The following is a 25,254-nucleotide window of genomic DNA, read 5'->3' as shown; positions in this document are numbered from 1 at the left end:
CGGGTTATCGGTTCTGCATTTAACCGTGGCGGCGATATATCGGGAAATCAGAGTGCGTCGGTGAGCCGATCGACAACCACATTGCCCTGCAGGTCGGTCTGCATAATCCGGTAGCTGACCGGCCATGAACGGCGGGTTGTGAGTTTATCGAACAGCGTGACGCCGCCCTTTTTAATCCCTTCGCGGTTAACAATAATCCACTCGGTGACCTCTTCCTGACCCCGATTTCGCAGGCTCAGCGACCGCTGCTCGATTAACTGGTCTTCCGCTTCAATCTTTAAATGATCTCGTAACATAATCTCTATCTCCTGGTAACGCAGCTCACTATATGCCTTTTGTTAATCAGTTCAATCGAATTTTTTAATCGAAGTTACTGACAGCCTGGTGCTGGAGTTGCCCGCAGTGAAGAGAGCTCCTTTCACGTCGATGTCTCTGACAGGGCCGGAGGCGAGATCTCAGCGCTGGTCTAGACTTACAGCACTGGGAACCAAAAGGAGCGAATGATGTTTAAGCACAAAACGAACGAAGAACGTAAGCATGAAGGTGAGGTGAGCAAGAGTCTGCCGGAAGCAGCGCCGCACGCGGGCAACGCTTATGAGGAAGATGATCACCCTGCGACGGATGCCCCAAAAGATCACGGGGAAGTGCCGCGAAAAAATGATGACAGCCAGGATGATAAAAAAGATCCTTTCAAAGCGCAGTAACTCCTGTGAGGCGCGTCCTCCGGACGCGCTGGTCTGTGACGCTCTCTGTCGCCCTCCTCATTGTAATCGATCGCTGAAGATTGACCGGTCTGATGCGCTGCCCGCTTTCTCCCCTTCTCTTTTACGACGCCTTAACAGCACACGAACATCGTGATGCAGCCGGATTATCATTGTGTAATACGCTATTATCTGTCCGGAATGACAGGGAGCCGTTTTCTTTGTCACGGCGCAGAGCGTCAGCAACGATGAGAGTGTCTGGAATGAAAAAAAGCGTTATTACCCTGAGCCTGATTCTGCTGAGCGGATGCGTGGACATGGGACGCGTCGGACTGCATCCTCAGGTAAAAATGGCGTATTTTGACGGGCATCCCTGGCAGCTTGAGTCCTGCCTGAGTGAGGCGGCACAGATTCAGCAGCTTTACCTGGCTCAGGATGATCCGCTGCCGGGAGGAACAAAAAGATTTAACCTTGAACAGGATGGCGAAACGGTCGCGTGGGTCGAGATTGACAGGTTTAGCCGCAATCAGACCAGTGCCACCTTCTACGCTGACCCGAAGGCGTCTGACGTTCAGGCCGCGATTTCAGATATGGTCTCAGCGTGCCGGACATCACGATAGTCTGATAGACTGGCCATGACCACGGCGTTTGCACGCAGGCAGTGAATCATGGCCTGCCCTGGTTCGATGCTGACCACCGGAAGCGGCGACACGCTGACAGAAGCGGCTATGGCAGCCCGGCTTACTCCGCCTGTACACAATCGTACGAACCGCGTATCCGAATCTGATTCTGGCTGGTTCGGACGATTTCAGCCCTGAGCTCTGCTTTCCCCGCGCGCGTTGTCTGCTCTAAATCAACCATGCCCGGCGCCCGGGCGTTTTTAACCCGCAGCTTTACCGTTGCGTTTTCGTAATCCCCCTTCTCCTTACTGAACGTCACTTTCTGCGTTTTCGCACGTTCGCCATTGACGGAGAACCAGTGATTCTTATCCGCTTTCAGATAGAACGGCCCGCACTGCGTCGCAGAGAAGGCGGGGGCTGACATGGCGAACAGACAGGCTATCAGGGTGACTCTTTTATTCATAATGCTGGCATCCTGCTGGAGCGAAGGGAAACAGAGCAGCGATACAGGGGAAACCGTGTTTCCTCCCTCGCCGCCCGGGATGTGAAGGAGTATAGCGAAGGATGGCCAGACCACGGAAATGTAAGATGAAAACTGATTACCGAAGATTAGCAGGCTTTGCATACCCCGTAAAAAGTGAACAACGGCTTATTCCATAAACAAAAAGGTTAAAGCGTTAAAAATAGTGCCTCACATTATTGTTGAGTCAGACTGGATATACATTTATGAAAGATCCCGTTTCATAGTTGACTCCTGCATTTTTTAACGAACATGCAGTACACACACCCTTGCAAGAATCACATCCAATTGATTTTATTGACAAAAATAAAATCCATTAGGGTACAGAACAGTAGCCTTTGGAAAATACTCTTTTAGTGGCAGCCTGCCAAAGTACTATAAGCGTCTGAGGCTGTTTTTCACAAGCGACATCAGTTGTTTGCTATCTCAAGGAGCCTTATTGGCTGGAAATATTTAAACTTAGCCTGTAAATTTGGTTAAGGCTCAAATTATACATAAATTCTTCTTGACTATATTAATTAAATAATTAATATCGTTCATTATGACAGTCAGGTTATTACATATAGTTTACGGGACATGACATGAATACCGGATATGAAGAATTTGAAAGCATCGGAGATAATTGTGAGTTCGCTTTTTTCTTAAGAGATTCAGACTGTGACGATGGTAGCATGTTTCGCTGGACTTTAATAAAAAATTACGACAGCTTTATCGGATTGCTCAATAAAGATTTTGAAAACATATTTGAATATAAAAATCTTGTCCCCTCATGGCAAGATATGGTGCTGGATAAATCCTGCGACATTTGTTTCCATACAAAAATGTATAGCGACAATGTTGATGGTGAGTGGCAGTGGAGATTCTCTGAAAAAGAAAACAGAGAAATTCATAAAAATGAACTTGAAAAGTTAGACTACCTTATTGATAAATTCAAAAAGGGCGTTTCTTCGGGAAAAAAAACATACGTTCTCAAAAACAATGCCAGCAACCTTGATGCGCAGGCACAAGAGATATCAAAGTACTTAAAAAAACTTGGAACATCCAGTCTCTTATATGTAAAAAAAGCAGATGAAAATAACACCCCTGGCAAGATTGTCAAATTAGACAACAATTTTTTCATTGGCTTCATCGATAGATTTGCAGATTATAGTCGGGCAAATGAATACTCGCGTTCCGGATGGGAACTGCTCCTGAAAAATTATAATGACATAAAGTAATGAGGCAGCGCTCAATGCGCTGCTAGCATTTTCATCCGGCAGAAATAAATACAGTTTTATGGTATCGGTTCAATAACGAATATTTATAAACGGCTTCGTTTTTATAGTAGGAGTTTGGATGGAAATTCACTTCCTTACCAAGTAATGAACCAAGAATTGCTACATGAAGTCTATCAGTATTAATAATATCGTATTCTTCCAAAAAATTAATCATGCAACGTGTGGAATTAGCTGCCAGAAATTCATTATCCCAATAGTCACCGTTCCATGTTAAAGATATGTCGTGATTATTTTCTCTATATTCATTTGTTAACGATTCGGAGTCGGTACGATAGCAGTTAGCTACACCTTTGAAAGGCTCGACGCATGAAAGATACGACGGCAAATCTAAATAAAATGCCATATCATCTGTAAGTAAGCAATTTTCCCCTGAATCATATCCAAGAGACTTTATATACTCAAAAGAGATACTCTCACGACAACAAACAATAAATTTATCTAAACCCTCCCTGAAGAAATCCTCATATCCTCTTATAGTTGAGGGCATAATAATTACTTTGGCGAAATTGTTTTTATTATCAGAAATAAATTCTTTACCTTCTGAGTACAAACCTTCGATTAAGTTGCCACCACCACCAAAAATTAAAACATCTTTGCCCGAATCATAATCGTTGGTTTTGCGATACTGTTCATAATTCAAGCCATTTTGCTTGAAAAAGTCATACGTCGCCGAAGCAATGACGCCATCACCCGCATTACCAGGGTTAGCCTTGTAGACAAGATTGTACTTAGAATGGTAAAATTTTAGTAAAGATTCAAAACCTAAATCGTTAGATGTCATTTTTTTTACCTAATAGTAACTTGCAAACGGGTGGATGCCTGAGCGTTTTAGCAGCTGAACTCTTTAAATTTTTAACTTCTGAATAGAAGCATATCTCGATTAGGAAAATTTACAATGAAGAAGATTCTTATTATGACGCCGGATATCGAAGGTCCGGTCAGAAATGGTGGCATCGGAACGGCGTTTACCGCTTTAGCTACCATGTTAGCCAAAAATGGTTTTGACATTGATGTATTATACACTAGCGGTGCTTACTCAGAATCTACTTCAAAATCATTCAAAGACTGGGCGGTTTACTATAGTAAACATGGCGTTAACTTATTAAGCACACAACTTAATAATGACATTAATATTGACGCCCCATACTTTAGAAAAAAAAGTTACTCAATATATCTATGGCTTAAAGAAAACAATATATATGACGTTATTATCTCTTGTGAATGGCAAGCCGATTTATACTATTCTTTGCTTATAAAAAAACAAGGGATAAACTTCACAAAAACAAAATTCATCATCAATACACATAGTTCTACGTTATGGTCTGATGAAGGTAATTACCAATTACCTTATGATCAGAATCACTTAGAACTTTATCACATGGAAAAGGCTGTTACTGAAATGGCTGATGAAGTTATTAGCCCTTCACAATATCTTTTCGATTGGATGCAAGCTAAAGGCTGGGACCTTACTGATAAAAAAAGCGTTATTTTAAACTGCGCTCCTTTTCAGGGCTTTGAAGACAATAGTAAAATATTTTACAGTGAAGATGTTAAGACATCAGATGAAAAAATTGAACTGGTATTTTTTGGTCGCCTAGAGACCAGAAAAGGTCTTGATATTTTCCTGCGAGCATTGAAAAACTTAAGCAGCGATGATAAAAAAAATCTAAGAGCTGTAACCTTTTTGGGCAAAAAGGTTAATCTGGGGTCAATAGATTCTGAAACCCACATTAGAAACAGCACTCGGCATTTGGAATTGCCGGTAAACATTATAAGCGATTACGATCGCACTAATGCAAATAACTATATTAAAAGAAAAAACACACTTGTCATCATTCCTTCTCTGGTGGAGAATTCCCCCTATACAGTATATGAATGCCTGATTAATAACGTTAATTTCCTTGCATCTTCAGTTGGTGGCATACCTGAATTAATACCACGTGAGAATCATACCGAAATATTGTTCCAACCTAACCCTGTAGATCTTTATGGTAAGATTCACTCACGATTGAAGAAAATTAATTGTGAGACACACCTGATCGCCGACCCTAAAGATATTGAGAACAGCTGGCTGCAATGTTTACGTGCCGAGTACAGTGATAGTAAAGTAACTCCGGATAAGGATAACTTACCTTTAGTTAGCGTGTGTATAACGCATCATGACAGACATCATTTATTACAGCAGGCTGTTGCTTCTATTAAGGCGCAAACTTATTCAAACATTGAAGTAGTAATAGTGGATGATGGAAGCGAAGATGAGGATTCTCATAAGTATCTTGATTTAATCGAGTCAGACTTCAACCTCAGAAACTGGAAGATCATTCGCAGTTCCAATAACTATTTAGGTGCTGCTCGAAACCTTGCTGCTAAGCATGCATCAGGTGATTTTTTGCTTTTCATGGATGATGATAACGTCGCTAAACCCCATGAAGTTGAAACCTTTATTGTTGCAGCTATTAATTCCGGTGCCGATATTCTGACGACTCCAAGCGATCTTGTCTTCAACGAAGAATATCCATCACCATTCAGAAAAATGACACATTGCTGGCTTCCTCTTGGCGCCGATTTGAATATTGCCAGCTTCAACAACTGCTTTGGTGATGCGAATGCATTGATTAAAAAAGAAGTATTTCAAAACGTTGGCGGTTTCACAGAAGACTATGGCTTAGGTCATGAAGATTGGGAGTTCTTCAGCAAAGCTGTTTTGAAAGGTCATTCATTGCAACTTGTTCCAGAACCTCTTTTCTGGTACCGCGTTGCAAATTCGGGAATGTTACTTAGCGGTAACAGATCCAGAAACAATTACCGAAGCTTCCGGCCTTTCATGGATGAAAACGTCAAGTACAATTTTGCTTTAGGGTTAATGCCAGCTTATATGGAAAAAATTGCCGAGCTGGAAAGAGAAATTCACAGGCTCCAAAACCTCAGTTCATCCCAATCTTTGCATAATAGGATAAATACTATTCAACATGATATTGAATGGCTGATTTCACAAGAACAGGATGGCTGGGCACATGACCGCTTCAACTCTCTAAATAATAAATTAGAAATGCTGATTTCACAGCAACAGGAGGGTTGGGCACATGATAGATTTAATGTGCTTAATGATAACATTTCCCGGATTCATCGTGAAATAACTATGGAAAAAGTCTCTCTGACCCGAAAAGTATTGAGAAAAATCAAATCTGCCTTTAATTAATCACAGGATCAGATATAATAAAAAGCCCGCATTTGTCGGGCTTTTTATTATTTGACTTTAAATTTCAGCTCATACCTTTTCTGCACAATCATAAAGTGCTAATTTCAACTAATCAGATAACCCCTCTAGCATAAAAACAACATATATCAATATTTATCGAAGTTGTCATTTCCGGGTGAATCATTGAGTTGCTATTCAAATTCACGCTGCAGGATTGCCCTCATAAAAGCCCTGCTCGATTCTCTATCATATTCGAAATGAATGTATGAAGTAATAATAGAAACAGGTATATCAGAAGACTGAAGTAGTCTGCTAAATTATTAAGCAGAATCATCTGACCGCACTAGTCAAGGTAGGTTAATTAGCGTACTGAACTGCCGCTTACTCACTGGAGGCGAATATTTACTCATCAAATCTGGTGCTAATGAGGAAGTGGCGGATTCCTGACTAAAGCTAATTAAGGCCTTACAGGCTAAAAGTTAATACCGCAACATAATATTGTGTCAGGCTGAAGCCAGATTTTATTGGCAATTTTTAGAAAAATCCTATCAGTTCGGTAAAAGAGCCGGCTAAGCCTGCTCTTTGCATCCATCCATGCCGATGGGTTCACTTACAGGAAGCTGACAAGAATGTATCCTCAGACCTTAATCGATTGTCATACCAGAGAGTAGATAGAGAATTAAGGAACAGAAGACATTCATTTTCAATTCCAGCATCAATGCAGCCAATAAATGCTCCGGATCCTGCTAATCTGAAGTTACTAAGGCAGACATGGACTGGCCCACTCAGACGCGCAGGACAGTGTCACCGCAGAGCCAGTCATTCACGTCATACCTTCGCGTGCCGGGTGCTTTCGGCAGGCTCTAAACCGAACGATGTTTCCTGACAAAGGAGTCCTTGAGTTGCGCAGAGGGTGTGTCGGGTTTTGGGCGCTAGTGTACAATACCGGCCAGCTATCGCTCATTAAAAGATTAATGAGCGATTCTGTTCTACATATGTGCTTCACCAAAGTGGCAGTATGAAAAACCTCAACAGCTTCAGACAGCTTCCTGCCTACACCTGCATATTCATAATCTCGCTGTACGCCGAGACCAGCTTGTTCCTGACCTGAATCCCCATCTGCATGGAGATAGAGGATTTCTGGAGATCGACCATCACATCATTCAGCGCCACGCCGGGTTTCCCCATCTCAAAATCCTGCGCCTGGGTGCGGGCGGTCGTCTGCGTTTCGCTGATCTTATCCAGTGCGGCCTTCATGGTTGCACCAAAGTCGATCTGATTTGTGGCTTCACTGCTGCGGTTGCTGGCCTGCAGTGAGGTGACCTGAAGCTGCTGGAGTACGCCGTCAATAGCCTGAATAGACATGAACGATACCTTATAAAAGAGGGTGGGATTTTTTCTGTGGGCAAAAGTTAACACGTTGTCAATGAGACAAAGGCGCTAAATGACAGCAAAAAACCTACCTTATCCACGCATCGAATTTTGCTTATCACCTAATAATGCCTGGCATTGAAGTGGAAATTTTATCTACGCAGGTCAGGGAGTCTGTTTTGCCATCTCAACTTACCCGGTCAATTACGTCAGGCAGGAATCGGTCATGAATGCGAGTACAGCCGCCACACCAGATCAAGAAAAGAAAGGCTTCGGTGACCTGCTCGCTCGCCTGCGCGCCAATCCGCGTATTCCTCTTATCGTCGCCGCCGCCGCCGTTATCGCGATCGTCATCGCGATGGTGCTGTGGGCAAAGCAGCCCAGCTACAGCGTGCTTTACAACAACCTCTCTGATGAAGATGGCGGGGCTATCGTCACGCAGCTGACGCAGATGAACATCCCCTATCGCTTCGCTGAAAACGGCGGCGCACTGATGGTGCCTGAGGCTAACGTGCACGAGCTGCGTCTGCGTCTGGCTCAGCAGGGTCTGCCGAAAGGCGGCTCGGTGGGGTTTGAACTGCTCGATAAAGAGAAGTTCGGCATCAGCCAGTTCAGCGAGCAGGTTAACTATCAGCGCGCGCTGGAAGGCGAACTGGCCCGCACGATCGAATCACTCGGCCCGGTCAAAAGCGCCCGTGTCCATCTGGCGATGCCAAAACCGACCCTGTTCGTGCGTGAGCAGAAAGCCCCGTCTGCCTCTGTCACCTTAACGCTGCAGCCTGGCCGTGCGCTCGATGAAGGCCAGATTCAGGCCATCGTCCATATGGTCTCCAGCAGCGTCGCCGGTTTACCGCCGGGCAACGTGACGGTCGTTGATCAGACTGGTCGCCTGCTGACCCGCTCCGACTCCGTAGGGCGCGATCTGAATGATGCACAGCTGAAATATGCCTCTGAAGTGGAAGCGCGTTATCAGCAACGTATTGAAGCGATCCTGAACCCTATCGTGGGCCAGGGCAACGTGCATGCGCAGGTCACCGCGCAGATTAATTTCGATACCAGCGAGCAGACTGACGAGAAATATCAGCCTAACGCGAATCCGTCGAATACGGCGATCCGTTCGCGTCAGACCAGCACCAGCGATCAGTCGGGCAGCCCCTATCCGGGTGGCGTGCCGGGCGCACTCTCTAACCAGCCTGCGCCAGCTAACTCAGCGCCGGTCACAACGCCAAATAACACTGCGGCCAATGGCCAGAACGCCAATGGTCAGAATGCTAACGGACAGAACAACGCCGGCCAGACCACCAGCACGGCCACAGCCAGCGCGACGCCGACCAACTCACGTCGTGACGACACCGTGAACTACGAGCTGGACCGCACCATTCGTCATACCAAACTCAACGTAGGTGACGTACAGCGGCTTTCCGTTGCGGTGGTGGTGAACTTCCGTACCGACGATAAAGGCAAAACGGTCGCGCTGAATGAAGCGCAGCTGAAGCAGATTGAAGATCTGACCCGTGAAGCGATGGGTTACTCCCAGACGCGTGGCGACAGCATCAACGTGGTGAACTCGCAGTTCAACTCAACTGAGCCGGTGAGCACCGACCTGCCCTTCTGGCAGCAGCAGTCCTTCTTTGATCAGCTGATGAGTGCGGGTAAATGGCTGTTGATTGCCCTGGTGGCCTTCATTCTCTACCGCAAGATGGTGCGTCCGCATCTGGTGCGTAAGCAGGCTGCCGAGAAAGCCGCCGCCGAAGCCGTTGCCGCCCGCGCCACGCAGCAGGAAGAAGAGGAAGCCTTTAGTGTGCAGCTCAGCAAAGATGAGCTGGAGCAGGAACGTAAGTCTAACAACCGCATGAGCGCAGAAGTGATGAGTCAACGCATCCGCGACATGTCAGAAAACGATCCGCGCGTTGTTGCGCTGGTGATTCGCGAATGGATGAGTAAAGAGCTATGAGTCTGACCGGAACTGAAAAAAGCGCCATCCTGATGATGACCATTGGCGAAGAGCGCGCCGCGGAAGTGTTTAAACATCTGAACCAGCGCGAAGTGCAGCACCTCAGCGCCGCGATGGCCAGCATGCGTCAGGTGTCACACAAGCAGCTGACCGAGATACTGCGTGAGTTCGAAACCGATGCCGAGCAGTTTGCGGCGCTGAGCCTGAACTCCAACGAATACCTGCGCTCGGTGCTGACCCGTGCGCTGGGCGAGGAGCGCGCCGCCAGTCTGCTGGAAGATATTCTCGAAACGCGGGAAACCACCAGCGGGATGGAAACGCTCAACTTTATGGAGCCGCAGGCCGCTGCCGACCTTATCCGCGACGAGCATCCTCAGATCATCGCCACCATCCTGGTTCACCTCAAACGGGGTCAGGCGGCCGATATTCTGGCGCTGTTCGACGAGCGTCTGCGCCACGATGTGATGCTGCGTATCGCGACCTTTGGTGGGGTGCAGCCTGCCGCGCTGGCCGAGCTGACCGAAGTACTGAACGGCCTGCTGGATGGCACCAACCTCAAGCGCGCGAAGATGGGCGGCGTGAGAACCGCAGCCGAGATCATCAACCTGATGAAAACCCAGCAGGAAGAGGCGGTTATCGAAGCCGTGCGCGACTTCGATGGCGAGCTGGCGCAGAAAATTATCGACGAGATGTTCCTGTTCGAAAACCTGGTGGAAGTGGACGACCGCAGCATCCAGCGCCTGTTGCAGGAAGTGGAGTCAGAGCAGCTGCTGGTGGCACTGAAAGGGGCCGAACAGCCGCTGCGCGAGAAGTTCCTCAAAAACATGTCAGCCCGTGCGGCCGACATTCTGCGCGACGATCTGGCCAACCGCGGTCCGGTGCGGATGTCTGCTGTAGAGAACGAACAGAAAGCAATCCTGCTGATTGTTCGCCGCCTTGCCGAATCTGGCGAGATGGTGATTGGTGGTGGCGAGGAAACCTATGTCTGATGCATTTTCTGCCCGCCCGTGGCAGCTGTGGCAGCCCACCGATCTGGGTCGTTTTGATGAGCCTGAACCGGAGTCACTGCCGGAGATCGCTGAATCTGACGACGGCGTTGATGAGCAGCAGCAGCAGCTTGAACGTCTGCAGCAGCAGATGCGCAAAGAGGCGCAGGGCCAGGGTTACAACGAAGGCTTTCAGCAGGGCGTCACCGAAGGTCAGAAAGCGGGCTACGACGCCGGTTTTCAGCAGGGTCTGGCCGATGCTCAGCAGCAGCAGGCTCCCCTGCAGGCGCGGATGTCCCAGCTGGTGACCGAGTTTCAGAACACGCTGGAGTCGCTGGATAGCGTCATCGCTGCCCGCCTGATGCAGCTGGCGCTGGAAGCCGCGCGCTCGGTGATTGGCCAGGCCACCACGGTGGATGGCACCGCCCTGCTGCGTCAGATTCAGGGTTTACTGCAACAGGAACCGATGTTCAGCGGCAAACCTCAGCTGCGCGTCCACCCTGACGATCTGCAGCGCATTGAACAGACCCTGGGTCCGACGCTGGATCTGCACGGCTGGCGGCTGATCGCTGACAGCACCCTGCACCCTGGCGGCTGCAAACTCAGCGCGGAAGATGGCGATCTGGATGCCAGCGTCGCGACACGCTGGCAGGAACTCTGCCGCCTCGCCGCACCGGGAGAAATCTGATGACCACCCGTCTGAACCGCTGGCTGGGCTCGCTGGACGCCTTTGAAAAACGCATTTCCCAGGTGCAGCCGGTACGCCGTTATGGCCGTCTGACCCGCGCCACCGGCCTGGTGCTGGAAGCCACAGGCTTACAGCTGCCGCTGGGCGCAACCTGCATCATCGAACGCAACGATGGCAAAAACATCAGCGAAATCGAAAGCGAAGTGGTGGGATTCAACGGTCAGAAGCTGCTGATGATGCCACTGGAAGAGGTGGACGGCATTTTACCCGGTGCGCGGGTCTATGCGCGCCAGAGCGGCGACAATCCGCAGGCGGGCAAACAGCTGATGCTGGGCCCCGAACTGCTGGGCCGCGTACTCGACGGCAGTGGCCGACCGCTGGATGGTCTGCCATCACCGGATACCGGCTATCGCGCCCCGCTGATCACGCCGCCTTTTAACCCGCTGCAGCGTACGCCGATTACCGACGTACTGGATACCGGCGTGCGTGCCATTAATGCCCTGCTGACGGTGGGTCGCGGGCAGCGTATGGGCCTGTTTGCCGGTTCAGGCGTGGGTAAAAGCGTGCTGCTTGGCATGATGGCGCGCTACACCAAAGCGGACGTGATCGTGGTTGGCCTGATTGGCGAACGTGGTCGCGAAGTTAAAGATTTTATCGAGAACATTCTCGGGGCTGAAGGTCGCGCCCGTTCTGTGGTCATCGCCGCCCCGGCAGACGTTTCACCGCTGCTGCGTATGCAGGGTGCCGCCTACGCGACCCGTATCGCGGAAGATTTTCGCGACCGCGGCAAGCATGTGCTGCTGATTATGGACTCCCTGACCCGCTACGCCATGGCGCAGCGTGAAATTGCCCTGGCGATCGGCGAACCACCGGCAACCAAAGGCTATCCGCCTTCCGTGTTCGCCAAACTGCCTGCGCTGGTTGAGCGTGCCGGTAACGGTATCGACGGCGGCGGTTCCATCACCGCGTTCTATACCGTTCTGACCGAAGGTGACGATCAGCAGGACCCGATTGCCGACTCCGCGCGTGCGATTCTCGACGGCCATATCGTGCTGTCGCGCCGGCTCGGTGAAGCCGGTCACTATCCGGCCATTGATATTGAAGCGTCGATCAGTCGTGCGATGACCTCGCTGATCGATGAGAACCACTATGCTCAGGTGCGCCAGTTCAAGCAGTTGCTCTCCAGCTTCCAGCGTAACCGCGATCTGGTCAGCGTAGGGGCCTATGCCGCCGGCAGCGACCCGATGCTGGATAAAGCCATCCGGCTCTATCCGCAGATGGAAGCTTTCCTGCAGCAGGGCATCTTTGAGCGCAGCGATTATGACGACGCCAGCCTGCATCTCCATGCGCTGTTTGGCGCCTCAACCTGATTAACGCGAGGTAATGGCTATGAAAACGGCAAATGCTATCGATACGCTGCGCGACTTAGCGGAGCAGGATCTCGAACGGGCCGCCATCTATCTGGGCGATATGCGCCGCGGCCAGCATGCCGCCAACGAGCAGCTGACGATGTTGCTCGACTATCAGGATGAATATCGCAACAAACTTAACGATGACATGTCGAGCGGCATTGCCAGCACCCGCTGGACTAACTATCACCAGTTTATTCAGACGCTGGAAAAAGCGATTGAGCAGCACCGTAATCAGCTTAATAACTGGAATCAGCGCCTGGAGCAGGCGCTGATCAACTGGCGTGACAAACAGCAGCGGCTGAACGCCTATCAGACCCTGATCACGCGGGCAGCGGAAAATGCATTACGACAGGAAAACCGTCTCGACCAGAAACGGATGGACGAATTTGCCCAACGGGCCGCATTGAGGAGAGGCGAATGATTACGCTGCCAAACATTGCCATGAAAGCGACGGCTAAAACCGACGCAGAACCATCAGTCGCAACCGACGCTGCGGCAGGATCAGATGCCCTGCCACAGGACTTTCTGACCGCGCTGGGAAACCAGCTGCTCGGCCTGGCAAAACAGCAGGGAAAAGCAGCGCAATCCGCTGACGCCAAAGCAGAAATGGCCGATGAGCGTCGACCGGCTTCACCGCTCAGTGCGCTGCTGGCAACACGGGATAATCCTGCTGCTCTGACCGCCCTGCTGAAACCGGAAAATATTAAAGCTGGGTCAAAATCAGCCGATGATAAAGAGAGCCTGGACGCGGCATCCTTAAGCGCCAGCGAGCTGCAGAATGTGCAGGCGCTGTTCGCCATGTTGCCGGGTGCGGCTACGGCGACAGCCAGCGCGCCACCGCCGGTCAGCAGTGAATCGGGTGAGGTGATCAGCCAGAGCGATGGCGGCCGTAAAGCGCTGACCGCGCTGACACAGATGCTGAACACGACACCGGAGAGCAGCTCATCGCAGAGCACTGCGCCGGGTAAAGATGAGAAGCATGAGATAAAAGGTGCGGCGCTGAACGCCCCAGCGGCGAGCAACGCGGCGAGCCAGAGCAGTAGCACCACGCAGAGCAGCAACAGCAGCCTGAACCTGGCCTCAGACAGCCATTTCCAGCAGGCGCTGAGTGCGATGATGAAGCAGGATGATCAGGCCGCGACGCACAGCAGCGCCAGCGATACTGGTCTGAACATCAGCGGCCCGATTACGAGCGCCAGCACCCTGCCCGCGCCGGTGACCGCGTCAGCGACCAGCAGCACCCCCTCAACGCCGATGCTGAATGCGCAGCTGGGCAGCGACGAGTGGCAGCAGGCGCTGAGTCAGCAGATTGTGATGTTCAGTCGCAACGGCCAGCAGAACGCGGAGTTGCGTTTACATCCGGAAGACCTCGGCGCTATCCAGATCAGCCTGAAACTGGATAACGACCAGGCACAGATTAGTCTGGTTTCCAGCCACAGCCACGTCAGATCGGCGCTGGAAGCCACGATACCGCAGCTGCGCAGCGCGCTGGCAGAGAGCGGTATCAACCTGGGCGAGAGTCAGGTGAGCAGTGACAGTTCCGCGCAGAGCCAGAGCTTCCAGAATCAACAGGAGGCGCGCCGCGACGGACAGCATGGCCGCTTCTCCCTCCCCCAGGACAGTGACACCGACATTACGCCGATTGCCGTCCCCGCCGCCCTCCAGGCTCGCGTCAGCGGTAACAGCGCCGTCGACACTTTTGCCTGACAGCGATAAACGCTGAAGGTAAGCGTAAAACCCGCGTCTATTCTGCCCATTGGTTTGACTTAAGACGCGGGATAATCTGTCCCGTGAGCCGAGAGGCTTGCCCATAATTCACAGGAAGTAACTGCAACCATGTCTGATAACGCGAAAGCTAAAGGCCGCAAACGTAAACTCTTAATACCGGTGTTGCTCATTGTGACGCTGGCCGCTTGCAGCGTGGCAGGCTATGCAGTCTGGCGAATGATGAACAAACACGAGGGCGATAAGCCTGAGGTGGCGAAAGTTGAACCGCCTCCCGCTCCGGTCTTTTTTGCACTTGATACATTTACGGTTAACCTGGTCAATCCCGACAACGATCCTGACCGCGTGCTGTACGTAGGCTTTACCCTGCGTCTGGCCGATGAGGATACCCGTCGTCGGATGAATGACTATCTGCCTGAGGTGCGCAGCCGTCTGCTGCTGCTGCTCTCGCGTCAGAGTGCTTCGGCCCTGGCGACAGAGCAGGGAAAACAGGCGCTTGTTGAACAAATCAAACAGGCGCTGACACCTCCGCTGGTGAAAGGTCAACCTCCGCAGGCTGTAAACGACGTGCTGTTTACCGCCTTCATTTTGAGGTGAATCAATGGGCGATAGCATTCTCTCCCAGGCTGAAATTGACGCCCTTTTAAACGGCGACAGTGGCAGCGCGGAAGAAGAAAAGAAACAAAGCGGGCCGGAAGGCGATATTCGTCCTTACGACCCGAACACCCAGCGCCGCGTGGTGCGCGAGCGTTTACAGGCGCTGGAGATCATTAACGAGCGTTTTGCCCGTAGTTTCCGTATGGCGCTGTTTAACCTGCTGCGCCGTAGCCCGGATGTCAGCGTCGGGGCGATCAAGATTCAGCCGTATCATGAGTTTGCCCGCAATCTGCCGGTGCCAACCAACCTGAACCTGATCCACCTGAAACCGCTGCGCGGCACCGCGCTGGTGGTGTTCTCACCCAGCCTGGTCTTTATCGCCGTTGATAACCTGTTTGGTGGCGACGGACGGTTCCCGACCAAGGTCGAGGGCCGTGAGTTCACCCATACCGAGCAACGGGTTATTCGCCGCATGCTGAAGCTGGCGCTGGATGGTTACAGCGACGCCTGGAAGGCGATTTATCCCCTGGACGTCGAATATGTACGTTCAGAGATGCAGGTAAAGTTCACCAACATTACCACCTCACCGAACGATATCGTGGTTAACACGCCGTTCCAGGTGGAGATTGGTAACCTGGTGGGTGAGTTTAATATCTGCATCCCGTTTTCAATGATTGAACCGCTGCGCGAGCTGCTGGTGAACCCACCGCTCGAAAACTCCCGCCAGGAAGATAACCACTGGCGTGACAACCTGGTCAAACAGGTGCAGCACTCTGAGCTGGAACTGATCGCTCACTTTGCCGAAACCTCGCTGCGTCTGTCACGGATCCTGCAGCTGAAACCCGGCGATGTGCTGCCGATTGAGAAGCCGGAACGCATTATCGCTCATGTCGATAGCGTCCCGGTTTTAACCAGCCAATATGGCACGATGAACGGTCAGTATGCGCTCCGTGTCGAACACCTGATTAACCCGATTTTGAATTCGCTGAACGAGGAACAGCCCCATGACTGACAGTAATAAACCGTCTGACGATATCTCTGCGGACGATCTGTGGGCTGAAGCGATGAATGAGCAGGTCGGCAGCAGCAGCGCGCCGCAAACCGATGACGTCTTTAAGTCATTCGACAGCCCGAATGTGGCAGGCTCACTGCAGGACATCGATCTGATTATGGATATCCCGGTGAAGCTCACCGTGGAACTGGGCCGCACCAAGATGACCATCAAAGAGCTGCTGCGTCTGACGCAGGGTTCCGTGGTGTCACTGGATGGCCTGGCGGGTGAACCGCTTGATATCCTGATTAATGGCTACCTGATCGCTCAGGGTGAAGTCGTGGTCGTGAACGACAAATATGGCGTTCGCATCACGGATATCATCACCCCGTCTGAACGTATGCGTCGTCTGAGTCGCTGAATATGACCAGCCAGAATCAAACGCTGCAACCGGCTGCACCTCAGGCCCAGGCGATCTCCACCGGCTCGATGCTGGCTCAGGTCAGCAGCGTATTAGCGTTAATTATTTTACTGATTCTGGCCTGCGCCTGGCTGGCACGCCGTGTCGGCTTCGCGCCGAAAAAGGTCAGCAGCCAGGAGCTGAAGCTCACAGCCAGCGTCTCCGTGGGCCAGCGTGAGCGGGTGGTGATTGTGGATACCGCCGATGCCCGTCTGGTGCTGGGCATCACCGCACAGCAGATTACTCACCTGCACACCCTGCCGCCGGGTGAACCGGCGTCAGTGACGCCGGTCAACAGTGCACCACAGGATTTTCGTCAGCTGTTACAGAACCTGGTTAAACGTCCCGGAAAAAACCCATGATGCGTCGACTGCTTCCTTTACTGCCACTCCTGTTACTGGCACCGGTTGCCCATGCCCAGCTGCCGGGCCTGGTGAGTCATTCGCTGCCTAATGGCGGTCAGAGCTGGTCGCTGCCGGTGCAGACGCTGGTCTTTATCACGGCGCTGACCTTTATTCCGGCGGTGCTGCTGATGATGACCAGCTTCACCCGTATCATCATTGTGTTTGGTCTGCTGCGTAACGCGCTGGGCACGCCCTCTGCCCCGCCGAATCAGGTGCTGCTTGGCCTGTCGCTGTTCCTGACCTTCTTTATCATGGCGCCGACCTTTGACCGGATTTATCAGGATGCCTATCTGCCCTTCAGCCAGGACAAGATCAGCATGGATGTGGCGATTGAGAAAGGCGCCCAGCCGCTGCGTGATTTTATGCTGCGCCAGACGCGTGAAGCGGACTTAGCCCTGTTTGCCCGGCTGGCAAACGTAGCACCGATTGCCGGTCCGGAAGCCGTGCCGATGCGCATTCTGCTGCCCGCTTACGTGACCAGCGAGCTGAAGACCGCGTTCCAGATTGGCTTTACCGTCTTTATCCCGTTTCTGATCATTGATCTGGTCGTCGCCAGCGTGCTGATGGCGCTGGGGATGATGATGGTGCCGCCCGCGACCATCTCACTGCCGTTTAAACTGATGCTGTTTGTTCTGGTCGATGGCTGGCAGCTGCTGGTCGGTTCACTGGCGCAAAGCTTCTACTCCTGATCTCCTTTTCTTCCCGGAGCAACACATGACACCCGAATCAGTAATGGTAATGGGACAGGAAGCGATGCGCGTCGCCCTGATGCTGGCCGCCCCGCTGCTGCTGGCTGCGCTGGTCAGCGGCCTGCTGATCAGCCTGATCCAGGCGGCGACCCAGGTCAACGAACAGACCTTATCCTTTATTCCTAAGATCCTGGCGGTGGCGACCACCGGGATTATTGCCGGCCCGTGGATGCTGAATCTGCTGCTGGACTATATCCGCACCGTCTTTACTAACCTGCCTTACATCATCGGCTGATGATTACTCTCGACAGCAGCCAGCTGGTTCAGTGGGTCAGCCAGTTCTTCTGGCCACTGGTGCGTATCATGGCGTTGTTCGCCACCGCACCGATCCTCAGTGAACGTTCCGTCAGTAAGCGTGTCAAAATCGGACTGGCGGTGATGATCACCTGGCTGCTGATGCCGCTGCTGCCTGCTGTTAATGTCACGCTCTTTTCGCCTGCCGGATTCTGGCTGCTGATCCAGCAGATGCTGATTGGCATCGCACTGGGCTTCACCATGCAGTTTGCCTTCGCAGCCGTGCGCTGCGCCGGGGAAGTGATTGGCCTGCAGATGGGTCTGTCGTTCGCCACCTTTTTCGACCCCGGCAGCCGTCTGAACATGCCGGTGCTGGCCCGCTTTCTCGACATGCTGGCGATGTTACTGTTCCTGACCTTTAACGGACACCTGTGGCTGATGTCATTACTGGCGGACAGTTTTCATACCCTGCCGATTGGCGGTCACCCGCTGAATGCCAATGCTTTTATGGCGCTGGTGAAATCGGGCGGATTAATTTTCCTTAATGGCATGATGTTAGCGCTGCCCTTAATCGTTTTGTTACTCATGCTAAATCTGGTACTGGGTTTGTTAAACCGCGTTTCACCACAGTTATCGATCTTCGCAATCGGCTTCCCGATTACCTTATCAGTCGGAATTTTAACCATCAGCCTGCTGATGCCCCTTCTCGCCCCGTTCTGTGAGCATTTGTTCGGTGAAGTATTTGATTTACTCGCCCTGTTCCTGACAGAACTATCCCGAACCTGAACATTAACTTTCTAACTATCTTTCCATCACCACACTTAAGTATCGCAAAACCATCCGTGCATTTTCCGAACCATGTTTTCCAGAATGCAACTAAGGATATTCTGATAAATGTGCTGAGAGTCTGAAAATAATTCTTATTAAACCGTGCTTCGCGTATTTTAGTTGGGTGGTTCACAGAAGCTCTCAGACTGTGAATGTGCAGGCAAATCGGTCAAACCATTGAAATTGCGAAGAAAAAAACTTTAACGAATTTTTCTTGTTAAAAAATGTTTTTTCCGGCATTGTCAACGCACGCTGAGACATCACACTTTCGTAAAACAAATGTTTTTGAGAATTGTCCTATCAGAAAACTCCGGGTTTTCAGGGATAGTGACAAGGCTCCCAAAAATTGAGTAATACTTAACCTCCGGCATTTCACTGGCACTCCCCGCCACAGTCGGAGAATGTGTGACGTCAGGGCAGCACAAATTTTTTGCAGAACGGGTCAGGGATGAAGACTTTTACGGGCGATTGCCTGTTACCACACTGCACGAGCAGAATAAAAAAGTACCTAAGAAATCTCTCTCGTATCGCAACGCGTATTCATCGTTGATTTAAACGGATAACAAATTGGTGAGGGTCGCTATTATGCCAACTATTATTATGGATTCCTGCAACTACACACGCCTGGGATTAACAGACTACATGTCTTTGAAAGGAGTTAAGAAGAAAAATATCTCTTCCGTCTCCGACATTGAGCAACTACAGCAGAAATGTGAGCAATTAAATCCTGGTGTCGTATTTATTAATGAAGATTGTTTCATTCATGAATCCGATTCCAGTGAGCGTATCCGCAGCATTATTACGCAGCATCCCGATACACTCTTCTTTATCTTTATGGCGATTAGCAATATCCATTTTGAGGAATACCTCTACGTTCGTAAGAACCTGATTATTACATCAAAATCGATGAAAACGTCGACCCTGGATTCCTTACTCAGTACCTATTTGCAGAAGAAACTCAACCAGTCTGCGCGCATCTCTTCGGGCATGGATGTTCACCCGCTGACGCTGAGCCAGACCGAGTCAAACATGCTGAAAATGTGGATGTCAGGTCATGACACCATTCAGATCTCAGATAAAATGCAAATTAAGGCCAAAACGGTATCGTCACACAAAGGTAATATTAAACGCAAAATCAAAACCCATAATAAACAGGTAATTTATCATGTGGTGCGTTTAACCGATAATGTGACCTCGGGTATTTACGTTAATATTCGCTGATCGTTAAACCAGAAAAACCGGCTCCGATGGGCCGGTTTTTTTTGCTCAGAATTGGGAGCCACGTCTCACTCTTACCGCTAAGTCTTTACTCTCCTTTGCCGATGTTAAGCCTTATAACAACAGCCCTGAGAGAGCAAGGATATGAACACTGCATTAGATAATGATGGACAAAAAAGCGCGGGCATCTGGCAGAATCTCCGCCTGGTACCGCTGTTTAGCCTCATCTTCGGCGGCATTCTGCTGCTGTTTGCACTCTGTATTGGCGTCGCCAGTTACTTTCTTACCTTAAGCAATCACTCCCTCGATGATGCCACCGACGAAATTCAGGTTCGTATGGGGCTCGCCAACAGTTCAAACCATCTGCGTACGGCACGTCTGACGATTATTCAGGCCGGTGCGGCTGCCCGCATTGGCGAAATGGATGAGTTTCGCGCGAACGTCGCGGCAGCCGAAAAACGTATCCAGCAGGCCAAAGAGGGCTTTGCGGTCTATGAAGCGCGTAAGGTGAAGTCGCCCTCTGATACCGAACTCGATGCCACGCTGCAGGCACGCTTCAATAACTACATTACTAAAGGCCTGCTGCCGATGATCAATGCCGGTAAGCAGGGCAGCTTTGAGGGGATCATTGCTCAGGAGACGGATGTCACCCGCAAGCTGGATGATGAATATAATCAGGTGCTGCTGAAGGCGATTAAAATCCGGACCGACCGGGCAAATGCCATTACCGCTGAAGCCGATGCGCAGTCACGCATCGGTTTTATTGCGATGGGCGTCGCGTTTGTGGCCGCACTGGTACTGGTTCTGCTGACCTTTGTCTTCCTGCGGCGGATTGTGATCAATCCTTTACGGCAGTCAGTGGAACGCATCGAACGCATCGCGCAGGGCGATCTGACCTCCGCTCCCCTGCCCTGTGGGCGCAGTGAAATCGGCACGCTGATCCATAACCTGCAACTGATGCAGCAGGCACTGGTCACCACGGTCGGAACGGTGCGAGAAGGCGCTGTCGCCATTTATCAGGGGTCCAGCGAAATCTCCGCCGGTAACACCGACCTCTCTTCCCGCACCGAGCAGCAGGCCGCCGCGCTGGAACAGACCGCGGCCAGCATGGAAGAGCTTACCGCCACCGTGAAGCAGAATGCGGAGAACGCGCATCACGCCAGTCAGCTGGCTGCCGATGCCTCCGGCAAGGCACGCAGCGGCGGCGAGCTGGTCAGCGGTGTGGTGAAAACCATGACCAATATTTCCGGCAGTTCGAAGAAGATTGCGGAGATCACTAACGTCATTAACAGCATTGCGTTTCAGACTAACATCCTGGCGCTGAACGCGGCCGTCGAGGCGGCGCGTGCCGGTGAGCAGGGGCGCGGCTTTGCGGTGGTCGCCAGCGAAGTGCGGAATCTGGCCCAGCGCAGTGCGCAGGCGGCAAAAGAGATTGAGTCCCTGATTGCCGAGTCGGTCGCACTGATTAACGACGGTTCACAGCAGGTGGGCGCAGCCGGGAATACGATGGGTGAGATTGTCGAGGCGGTGCGTCGGGTGACCGATATCATGTCAGAGATTGCGGCCGCCTCCGACGAGCAGAGCCGCGGGATTCAGCAGGTCAGCCAGGCGGTGACCGAGATGGATAACGTTACTCAGCAGAACGCCTCGCTGGTAGAAGAAGCGACAGCCGCCGCCGCGTCACTGGAGGATCAGGCGGGTAAACTGACCCAGGCCGTCGCCGCCTTCCGCCTGCAGGCTTCACCGGCGGCCACCGCGATGGCTTCCCGTCCGGCTGCACCGGTCAAAACGGTAGCCGTCGCGCCCCGCCAGGCGCTGGCTGGCAGCAACGAAAACTGGGAAACTATCTGAGTCATTAAGCGGGGTCGCGGGCGACAGCGCTCAGGGCCCTTCTATGCAAAAAGCCGCCTCCGGGATCGGAAAGGCGGCTTTTTTTATGCGCGTCAGGCTCAGGCGTCGTGGTAAGGCTCAACGAAGATCCCATCCGGCTGATGCGTCTCATTAAAAAACCAGATACCCAGTGGATAATCTTCGAGCGCAACCAGAAACATTGTGCCCTCGTTGAACGGCTCCATCGCCAGAATGGTGCCCACGCGACGCGGGCCGCCATCCGTTCTGACGCTGACGCGGTCATTTACGTTCATGTCGGTTCTCCTGATGATTTACTGCGTACAGTCTAACCGAAGAACCTGAGGGATGCAGCGCGTTAGCGGCGGGCAATGACCCATACGGCATGGATAATGCCGGGGATGTAACCACAGAGGGTCAGCAGGATATTCAGCCAGAACGCGCCGCCAAACCCGACCTGCATGAACACGCCCAGTGGGGGCAGCAGGATAGCGATAATAATTCTTAAGAGGTCCATAACCATTCCTTTAGGTATTGAAAAAATTCAGCTTTATTCTCAACTATAGCTGAATCTGCTCTGTTAACAGGAAAAGTCAGGTAAATCTGAGTAAGGATGCCCTTTTTCGATTCTTTAACAGTGCACGGCAGGATTTCTTACGCGCCTGACCGTTACACTCTCCCTGCTGCATCGCCCCCCCGGCAGCGCAGCATTCCTGCAATAACAAGGATTTTGCCCGCACTCTGCGGGCTTTTTTTGATCTGCGATTAGCCCTTCCTCGCCTTTCTCTGCCGCCTTCTATACTTACAGTTCTGTTTGCTCTCAGGAGTCTGAAAATGACAGAGGAAAAGCACGACAGCGCGGCGCAGCCAGCCGAACTCAGAGTAGATATGGAAGGATTACTGGCGGCGATTCAGGCCCGAACGTCGGGTGAGATACGGGACGCTATGGAAGCAGGACCGTCGCCACGACGCGAGATTGATGGTCAGGTTTTTCGTTCCGGCGCCGAACTGGGGGAGGCGTTTGAGATCGACATCAGTGACTGTCGCGCCTGTGAAGCTAACCGCTGAAATCGATTTCAAAAAAATACCCGGCATGGAAGCCGGGTAAAAATTCAATTCGTTACACCAGGGAATTCTTAACACCGTTGCAGAATACCTGATTGCCCGGACTGAACAAGTATCAGATATGCACGTTTCTGCAACCGCCTCACTCACGCTGACGCGATACAGGTTAAAAACACCGCGCTGCACAGTCACTTAGCCCTGCACAATTCCTGCATCCCCCACTTTCCTGCGGGCCTGTTTTTAAGAATAATCCTGGATTTCTGGCCGGTGTGGCAGGAAAAAAAGTGTGCGCCATATTCAACTATAATATTGAAAAATCGCTGCTTTAGCGGCGAACGTGATGAAAGGAGCCTGTTCATGCCCGATCTTCAGCACCCCTTAATGGTAATTACCGATTTGGATGGTTCACTGCTCGACCATCACAGCTATCGCTGGGATGCGGCCACGGAATGGCTGACCACACTCCGGGAGCATGCGGTGCCGCTGGTCATCTGCTCCAGCAAGACCGCAGCTGAAATTGTCCCGCTGCAGAAAAAGCTCGGCATCGCCGGTTCCCCCTTTATTGCGGAAAACGGTGCCGTGGTGCAGACCCTGGATCAGCAACGGATTCGTCTGCCTGATAGCGCCCTCAGCTATGAGGCGCTCTGTGAGCGTCTGGCTGGACTGAAAAGCCACTTCCGCTTCACCGGGTTTCACGACTTCTCCGATCCGGAGGTGGCCGCCATGACCGGTCTGAGTGAAGCGGATGCGGCCCTCTCCCGTCAGCGGGATGCGTCAGAAGTAGTGGTCTGGCGCGACAGCGATGAGGCCTTTGACCGGTTTCATGAGGCACTGCATGCAGAAGGGCTGGCGCTCACTCAGGGCGGCCGTTTCTGGCATGTGATGCCGGCAGGCAGTGGCAAAGGCGAAGCCCTGCGCTGGCTGCTGGCACACTCTCCCGGCGAGCCACGCGTCACTATCGGGCTGGGGGATGGGCCAAACGACGCCCCGATGCTGGATGCGGTGGATTATGCGGTCGTCATCAAAGGCTACAGTAAAACGCCGGTGACCCTCAGCCGCACCGATCAGCAGCAGGTTTATCACACCGCTCACCACGGCCCTGAAGGCTGGCGTGAAGGGCTCGACTATTTTTTGACTCAACCTCAATGAGCTGCCCATGGGCATGAAAAGGATGAAGCGATGAGTGACTTTTATCAGAATGGCGTAATCACCAACTTCCATAACCTCACCCACCGCAGCGTGGAGTCGCTGGAAAAAGAGATGGTTCGCTTTGCCCGCAAACGCAAAATGGGGCTGATCCTGCCGTCGCTGTTTTCCGAACTTGAAGGTCCGGCACTGACCAATATCGTCGATGAGCTGGCAAAAGTGCCCTACCTGGATGAAATTGTGATCGGGCTGGATCGGGCCGACCGCGACCAGTTCCTGTTTGCCCGCGACTTCTTCTCCCGGCTGCCGCAGCGCCACCGTATCCTGTGGAACGATGGCCCGCGCCTGAAGGCGATCGATGCGGAGCTGGATAAAGAGGGGCTCTCCCCCACCAATCCGGGTAAGGGGCGCAACGTCTGGTTCTGTACCGGCTACACGCTGGCCTCCGACCGCACCAGCTGTGTGGCCCTGCATGACTGCGATATCGTCACCTATGAGCGCGGCATGCTGGCGCGTCTGCTCTATCCGCTGGCGAACCCGGCGTTTCAGTATGAGTTCTGTAAGGGCTTCTATGCGCGCGTGGCCGACGGCAAGCTGAATGGCCGCGTGGGCCGCCTGCTGGTCGGGCCGCTGTTGCGCTCGCTGCAGAAAGTCTATGGCCACTCAGAGTATCTCGATTACCTGTCGAGCTTCCGCTATCCGCTCTCCGGCGAGTTTGCCATGCGCACCCATGTCCTCAACGGCATTAAAATTCCTGGCGACTGGGGACTGGAGATCGGCGTGCTGTCGGAGATTTACCGCAACTACACCACCCGCCAGTCGTGTCAGGTTGAGATCGCCGATAACTATGACCATAAACATCAGCCGCTGGCCGAAGATGATGGCACAGGCGGCCTGAAGCGAATGAGCAGCGACATTGTTCAGTCACTGCTGCGTAAGCTGGCCACTATGGGCGTTCCGCTCACCAGCGACTCATTCCGGGTGCTGAAAGCGACCTACTATCGCAATGCGCTGGATATGATGGAGACCTATAACCACGAAGCGGTCATGAATGGCCTGAAGTTCGATCAGCATGTGGAAGAGGCGGCGGTCGAGATGTTTACCCAGTCGATTCTGGAGGCGGGTCAGGCGTTTATCGAACGTCCCAACGACAAGCCCTTTATTCCGAGCTGGAGCCGCGTCCAGTCAGCGTTTCCTGACGTTCTGCAGCGTATCTATCAGGCGGTAGAGGAGGATAACGACGGCAACGTCTGAGCAGGAG

General features: G+C 52.1%; 28 protein-coding genes. 22 read left to right on the top strand and 6 right to left on the bottom strand.

The genetic code is table 11. The features are described from left to right. Window positions 1-47: 47 nt before the first annotated feature. Window positions 48-296, bottom strand: a complete 249-nt coding sequence (locus tag OXR04_RS02195; protein ID WP_009089591.1) for a hypothetical protein — start codon at window positions 294-296, stop codon at window positions 48-50. Window positions 297-503: 207 nt separating this feature from the next. Between OXR04_RS02195 and OXR04_RS02190 the strand changes: the two genes are divergently transcribed. Both OXR04_RS02190 and OXR04_RS02185 read left to right on the top strand, forming a co-directional pair. After that, complete coding sequence (locus tag OXR04_RS02190) at window positions 504-704, top strand: hypothetical protein (protein WP_140922952.1); 201 nt, start codon at window positions 504-506, stop codon at window positions 702-704. A gap of 260 nt (window positions 705-964) precedes the next feature. Then, window positions 965-1,321: a hypothetical protein gene (locus tag OXR04_RS02185; protein ID WP_267369162.1), complete on the top strand. Its 357-nt coding sequence runs from the start codon at window positions 965-967 to the stop codon at window positions 1,319-1,321. A gap of 121 nt (window positions 1,322-1,442) precedes the next feature. Here OXR04_RS02185 and OXR04_RS02180 read toward each other — a convergent pair whose 3' ends face one another. Further along, window positions 1,443-1,784, bottom strand: a complete 342-nt coding sequence (locus tag OXR04_RS02180; RefSeq protein WP_267369161.1) for a hypothetical protein — start codon at window positions 1,782-1,784, stop codon at window positions 1,443-1,445. A gap of 638 nt (window positions 1,785-2,422) precedes the next feature. Here OXR04_RS02180 and OXR04_RS02175 point away from each other — a divergent pair. Next, the gene (locus OXR04_RS02175; protein ID WP_267369160.1) at window positions 2,423-3,058 is read left to right on the top strand and encodes a hypothetical protein; all 636 of its coding nucleotides are present in this window, start codon (window positions 2,423-2,425) and stop codon (window positions 3,056-3,058) included. 31 nt (window positions 3,059-3,089) lie between these two features. On the opposite strand, the gene OXR04_RS02170 is transcribed toward OXR04_RS02175, so the two are convergent. After that, the gene (locus tag OXR04_RS02170) at window positions 3,090-3,899 is read right to left on the bottom strand and encodes a polysaccharide pyruvyl transferase family protein (RefSeq protein WP_140028904.1); all 810 of its coding nucleotides are present in this window, start codon (window positions 3,897-3,899) and stop codon (window positions 3,090-3,092) included. Window positions 3,900-4,013: 114 nt separating this feature from the next. Between OXR04_RS02170 and OXR04_RS02165 the strand changes: the two genes are divergently transcribed. After that, window positions 4,014-6,317, top strand: a complete 2,304-nt coding sequence (locus OXR04_RS02165) for a glycosyltransferase (RefSeq protein WP_267369158.1) — start codon at window positions 4,014-4,016, stop codon at window positions 6,315-6,317. A 1,053-nt stretch (window positions 6,318-7,370) separates the two neighbouring features. Here the strand turns inward: OXR04_RS02165 and fliE are convergent. Further along, entirely contained in the window at window positions 7,371-7,682 is a 312-nt protein-coding gene (gene fliE / locus OXR04_RS02160; protein WP_009089566.1) for a flagellar hook-basal body complex protein FliE, read from the bottom strand. 232 nt (window positions 7,683-7,914) lie between these two features. On the opposite strand from fliE, the gene fliF reads away from it, so the two are divergent. The 15 genes from fliF to OXR04_RS02085 all read left to right on the top strand — a co-directional run bounded on the left by fliF (window position 7,915) and on the right by OXR04_RS02085 (window position 21,785). Beyond that, complete coding sequence (gene fliF, locus OXR04_RS02155; protein WP_111208693.1) at window positions 7,915-9,642, top strand: flagellar basal-body MS-ring/collar protein FliF; 1,728 nt, start codon at window positions 7,915-7,917, stop codon at window positions 9,640-9,642. After that, complete coding sequence (gene fliG / locus OXR04_RS02150; protein ID WP_009089561.1) at window positions 9,639-10,631, top strand: flagellar motor switch protein FliG; 993 nt, start codon at window positions 9,639-9,641, stop codon at window positions 10,629-10,631. Before fliF ends, fliG begins: the two co-directional genes overlap by 4 nt. Further along, entirely contained in the window at window positions 10,624-11,316 is a 693-nt protein-coding gene (gene fliH / locus OXR04_RS02145) for a flagellar assembly protein FliH (protein ID WP_267369155.1), read from the top strand. The genes fliG and fliH overlap by 8 nt, the downstream gene beginning before the upstream one ends. After that, on the top strand, window positions 11,316-12,686 hold the full coding sequence (gene fliI, locus OXR04_RS02140) for a flagellar protein export ATPase FliI (protein WP_009089558.1): 1,371 nt from the start codon (window positions 11,316-11,318) through the stop codon (window positions 12,684-12,686). Before fliH ends, fliI begins: the two co-directional genes overlap by 1 nt. A 19-nt stretch (window positions 12,687-12,705) precedes the next feature. Continuing rightward, window positions 12,706-13,149, top strand: a complete 444-nt coding sequence (fliJ, locus tag OXR04_RS02135) for a flagellar export protein FliJ (protein WP_009089556.1) — start codon at window positions 12,706-12,708, stop codon at window positions 13,147-13,149. After that, window positions 13,146-14,435, top strand: coding sequence for a flagellar hook-length control protein FliK (locus tag OXR04_RS02130; protein WP_267369154.1), 1,290 nt, complete (start codon window positions 13,146-13,148; stop codon window positions 14,433-14,435). Before fliJ ends, OXR04_RS02130 begins: the two co-directional genes overlap by 4 nt. 129 nt (window positions 14,436-14,564) lie before the next feature. Beyond that, the gene (gene fliL / locus OXR04_RS02125) at window positions 14,565-15,050 is read left to right on the top strand and encodes a flagellar basal body-associated protein FliL (protein WP_009089553.1); all 486 of its coding nucleotides are present in this window, start codon (window positions 14,565-14,567) and stop codon (window positions 15,048-15,050) included. Between the two features lie 4 nt (window positions 15,051-15,054). Next, on the top strand, window positions 15,055-16,062 hold the full coding sequence (gene fliM, locus OXR04_RS02120) for a flagellar motor switch protein FliM (RefSeq protein WP_009089551.1): 1,008 nt from the start codon (window positions 15,055-15,057) through the stop codon (window positions 16,060-16,062). Further along, entirely contained in the window at window positions 16,055-16,462 is a 408-nt protein-coding gene (fliN, locus tag OXR04_RS02115) for a flagellar motor switch protein FliN (protein ID WP_058957683.1), read from the top strand. Before fliM ends, fliN begins: the two co-directional genes overlap by 8 nt. A gap of 2 nt (window positions 16,463-16,464) precedes the next feature. After that, window positions 16,465-16,863 (top strand): flagellar biosynthetic protein FliO, encoded by a 399-nt coding sequence (gene fliO / locus OXR04_RS02110; RefSeq protein ID WP_046102081.1) that lies wholly within the window; start codon window positions 16,465-16,467, stop codon window positions 16,861-16,863. After that, window positions 16,863-17,594: a flagellar type III secretion system pore protein FliP gene (gene fliP / locus OXR04_RS02105; protein ID WP_009089546.1), complete on the top strand. Its 732-nt coding sequence runs from the start codon at window positions 16,863-16,865 to the stop codon at window positions 17,592-17,594. Before fliO ends, fliP begins: the two co-directional genes overlap by 1 nt. 25 nt (window positions 17,595-17,619) lie before the next feature. Then, window positions 17,620-17,889 (top strand): flagellar biosynthesis protein FliQ, encoded by a 270-nt coding sequence (gene fliQ / locus OXR04_RS02100; protein ID WP_003854466.1) that lies wholly within the window; start codon window positions 17,620-17,622, stop codon window positions 17,887-17,889. After that, complete coding sequence (gene fliR / locus OXR04_RS02095; RefSeq protein WP_009089544.1) at window positions 17,889-18,674, top strand: flagellar biosynthetic protein FliR; 786 nt, start codon at window positions 17,889-17,891, stop codon at window positions 18,672-18,674. Before fliQ ends, fliR begins: the two co-directional genes overlap by 1 nt. Before the next feature lie 627 nt (window positions 18,675-19,301). Then, window positions 19,302-19,937 carry a transcriptional regulator RcsA gene (rcsA, locus tag OXR04_RS02090; protein WP_009089542.1) on the top strand — a complete coding sequence of 212 codons (636 nt, stop codon included), beginning with the start codon at window positions 19,302-19,304 and terminating at the stop codon, window positions 19,935-19,937. Window positions 19,938-20,078: 141 nt separating this feature from the next. Further along, the gene (locus tag OXR04_RS02085; protein ID WP_267369152.1) at window positions 20,079-21,785 is read left to right on the top strand and encodes a methyl-accepting chemotaxis protein; all 1,707 of its coding nucleotides are present in this window, start codon (window positions 20,079-20,081) and stop codon (window positions 21,783-21,785) included. A 98-nt stretch (window positions 21,786-21,883) separates the two neighbouring features. Here OXR04_RS02085 and dsrB read toward each other — a convergent pair whose 3' ends face one another. Together dsrB and OXR04_RS02075 are read right to left on the bottom strand one after the other, a co-directional pair. After that, complete coding sequence (gene dsrB / locus OXR04_RS02080; RefSeq protein WP_267369150.1) at window positions 21,884-22,078, bottom strand: protein DsrB; 195 nt, start codon at window positions 22,076-22,078, stop codon at window positions 21,884-21,886. Window positions 22,079-22,140: 62 nt separating this feature from the next. Further along, on the bottom strand, window positions 22,141-22,299 hold the full coding sequence (locus OXR04_RS02075) for a YqaE/Pmp3 family membrane protein (RefSeq protein WP_009089537.1): 159 nt from the start codon (window positions 22,297-22,299) through the stop codon (window positions 22,141-22,143). A 317-nt stretch (window positions 22,300-22,616) separates the two neighbouring features. On the opposite strand from OXR04_RS02075, the gene OXR04_RS02070 reads away from it, so the two are divergent. The 3 genes from OXR04_RS02070 (at window position 22,617) to OXR04_RS02060 (ending at window position 25,247) form a co-directional block, all read left to right on the top strand. Further along, window positions 22,617-22,850 (top strand): DUF2525 domain-containing protein, encoded by a 234-nt coding sequence (locus OXR04_RS02070; RefSeq protein ID WP_009089534.1) that lies wholly within the window; start codon window positions 22,617-22,619, stop codon window positions 22,848-22,850. 354 nt (window positions 22,851-23,204) lie between these two features. Then, on the top strand, window positions 23,205-23,996 hold the full coding sequence (locus OXR04_RS02065; protein ID WP_140028909.1) for a mannosyl-3-phosphoglycerate phosphatase-related protein: 792 nt from the start codon (window positions 23,205-23,207) through the stop codon (window positions 23,994-23,996). Window positions 23,997-24,026: 30 nt separating this feature from the next. Continuing rightward, window positions 24,027-25,247: a glycosyl transferase gene (locus OXR04_RS02060; RefSeq protein ID WP_009089531.1), complete on the top strand. Its 1,221-nt coding sequence runs from the start codon at window positions 24,027-24,029 to the stop codon at window positions 25,245-25,247. Window positions 25,248-25,254: the final 7 nt, after the last annotated feature.

The sequence above is a fragment of the Pantoea sp. GM_Pan_3 genome (genome assembly GCF_026541045.1).
GTDB lineage: Bacteria > Pseudomonadota > Gammaproteobacteria > Enterobacterales > Enterobacteriaceae > Pantoea > Pantoea anthophila.
The sequence above is the reverse complement of the archived record's forward strand: the minus strand, read 5'-3'. Positions and strand labels throughout refer to the sequence as shown.

What these genes read in the sequence shown, in the direction of transcription:
- OXR04_RS02195 (WP_009089591.1), bottom strand. Translation starts at nt 296, where the DNA reads ATGTTACGAGATCATTTAAAGATTGAAGCGGAAGACCAGTTAATCGAG.
- OXR04_RS02190 (WP_140922952.1), top strand. Translation starts at nt 504, where the DNA reads ATGTTTAAGCACAAAACGAACGAAGAACGTAAGCATGAAGGTGAGGTG.
- OXR04_RS02185 (WP_267369162.1), top strand. Translation starts at nt 965, where the DNA reads ATGAAAAAAAGCGTTATTACCCTGAGCCTGATTCTGCTGAGCGGATGC.
- OXR04_RS02180 (WP_267369161.1), bottom strand. Translation starts at nt 1,784, where the DNA reads ATGAATAAAAGAGTCACCCTGATAGCCTGTCTGTTCGCCATGTCAGCC.
- OXR04_RS02175 (WP_267369160.1), top strand. Translation starts at nt 2,423, where the DNA reads ATGAATACCGGATATGAAGAATTTGAAAGCATCGGAGATAATTGTGAG.
- OXR04_RS02170 (WP_140028904.1), bottom strand. Translation starts at nt 3,899, where the DNA reads ATGACATCTAACGATTTAGGTTTTGAATCTTTACTAAAATTTTACCAT.
- OXR04_RS02165 (WP_267369158.1), top strand. Translation starts at nt 4,014, where the DNA reads ATGAAGAAGATTCTTATTATGACGCCGGATATCGAAGGTCCGGTCAGA.
- fliE (WP_009089566.1), bottom strand. Translation starts at nt 7,682, where the DNA reads ATGTCTATTCAGGCTATTGACGGCGTACTCCAGCAGCTTCAGGTCACC.
- fliF (WP_111208693.1), top strand. Translation starts at nt 7,915, where the DNA reads ATGAATGCGAGTACAGCCGCCACACCAGATCAAGAAAAGAAAGGCTTC.
- fliG (WP_009089561.1), top strand. Translation starts at nt 9,639, where the DNA reads ATGAGTCTGACCGGAACTGAAAAAAGCGCCATCCTGATGATGACCATT.
- fliH (WP_267369155.1), top strand. Translation starts at nt 10,624, where the DNA reads ATGTCTGATGCATTTTCTGCCCGCCCGTGGCAGCTGTGGCAGCCCACC.
- fliI (WP_009089558.1), top strand. Translation starts at nt 11,316, where the DNA reads ATGACCACCCGTCTGAACCGCTGGCTGGGCTCGCTGGACGCCTTTGAA.
- fliJ (WP_009089556.1), top strand. Translation starts at nt 12,706, where the DNA reads ATGAAAACGGCAAATGCTATCGATACGCTGCGCGACTTAGCGGAGCAG.
- OXR04_RS02130 (WP_267369154.1), top strand. Translation starts at nt 13,146, where the DNA reads ATGATTACGCTGCCAAACATTGCCATGAAAGCGACGGCTAAAACCGAC.
- fliL (WP_009089553.1), top strand. Translation starts at nt 14,565, where the DNA reads ATGTCTGATAACGCGAAAGCTAAAGGCCGCAAACGTAAACTCTTAATA.
- fliM (WP_009089551.1), top strand. Translation starts at nt 15,055, where the DNA reads ATGGGCGATAGCATTCTCTCCCAGGCTGAAATTGACGCCCTTTTAAAC.
- fliN (WP_058957683.1), top strand. Translation starts at nt 16,055, where the DNA reads ATGACTGACAGTAATAAACCGTCTGACGATATCTCTGCGGACGATCTG.
- fliO (WP_046102081.1), top strand. Translation starts at nt 16,465, where the DNA reads ATGACCAGCCAGAATCAAACGCTGCAACCGGCTGCACCTCAGGCCCAG.
- fliP (WP_009089546.1), top strand. Translation starts at nt 16,863, where the DNA reads ATGCGTCGACTGCTTCCTTTACTGCCACTCCTGTTACTGGCACCGGTT.
- fliQ (WP_003854466.1), top strand. Translation starts at nt 17,620, where the DNA reads ATGACACCCGAATCAGTAATGGTAATGGGACAGGAAGCGATGCGCGTC.
- fliR (WP_009089544.1), top strand. Translation starts at nt 17,889, where the DNA reads ATGATTACTCTCGACAGCAGCCAGCTGGTTCAGTGGGTCAGCCAGTTC.
- rcsA (WP_009089542.1), top strand. Translation starts at nt 19,302, where the DNA reads ATGCCAACTATTATTATGGATTCCTGCAACTACACACGCCTGGGATTA.
- OXR04_RS02085 (WP_267369152.1), top strand. Translation starts at nt 20,079, where the DNA reads ATGAACACTGCATTAGATAATGATGGACAAAAAAGCGCGGGCATCTGG.
- dsrB (WP_267369150.1), bottom strand. Translation starts at nt 22,078, where the DNA reads ATGAACGTAAATGACCGCGTCAGCGTCAGAACGGATGGCGGCCCGCGT.
- OXR04_RS02075 (WP_009089537.1), bottom strand. Translation starts at nt 22,299, where the DNA reads ATGGACCTCTTAAGAATTATTATCGCTATCCTGCTGCCCCCACTGGGC.
- OXR04_RS02070 (WP_009089534.1), top strand. Translation starts at nt 22,617, where the DNA reads ATGACAGAGGAAAAGCACGACAGCGCGGCGCAGCCAGCCGAACTCAGA.
- OXR04_RS02065 (WP_140028909.1), top strand. Translation starts at nt 23,205, where the DNA reads ATGCCCGATCTTCAGCACCCCTTAATGGTAATTACCGATTTGGATGGT.
- OXR04_RS02060 (WP_009089531.1), top strand. Translation starts at nt 24,027, where the DNA reads ATGAGTGACTTTTATCAGAATGGCGTAATCACCAACTTCCATAACCTC.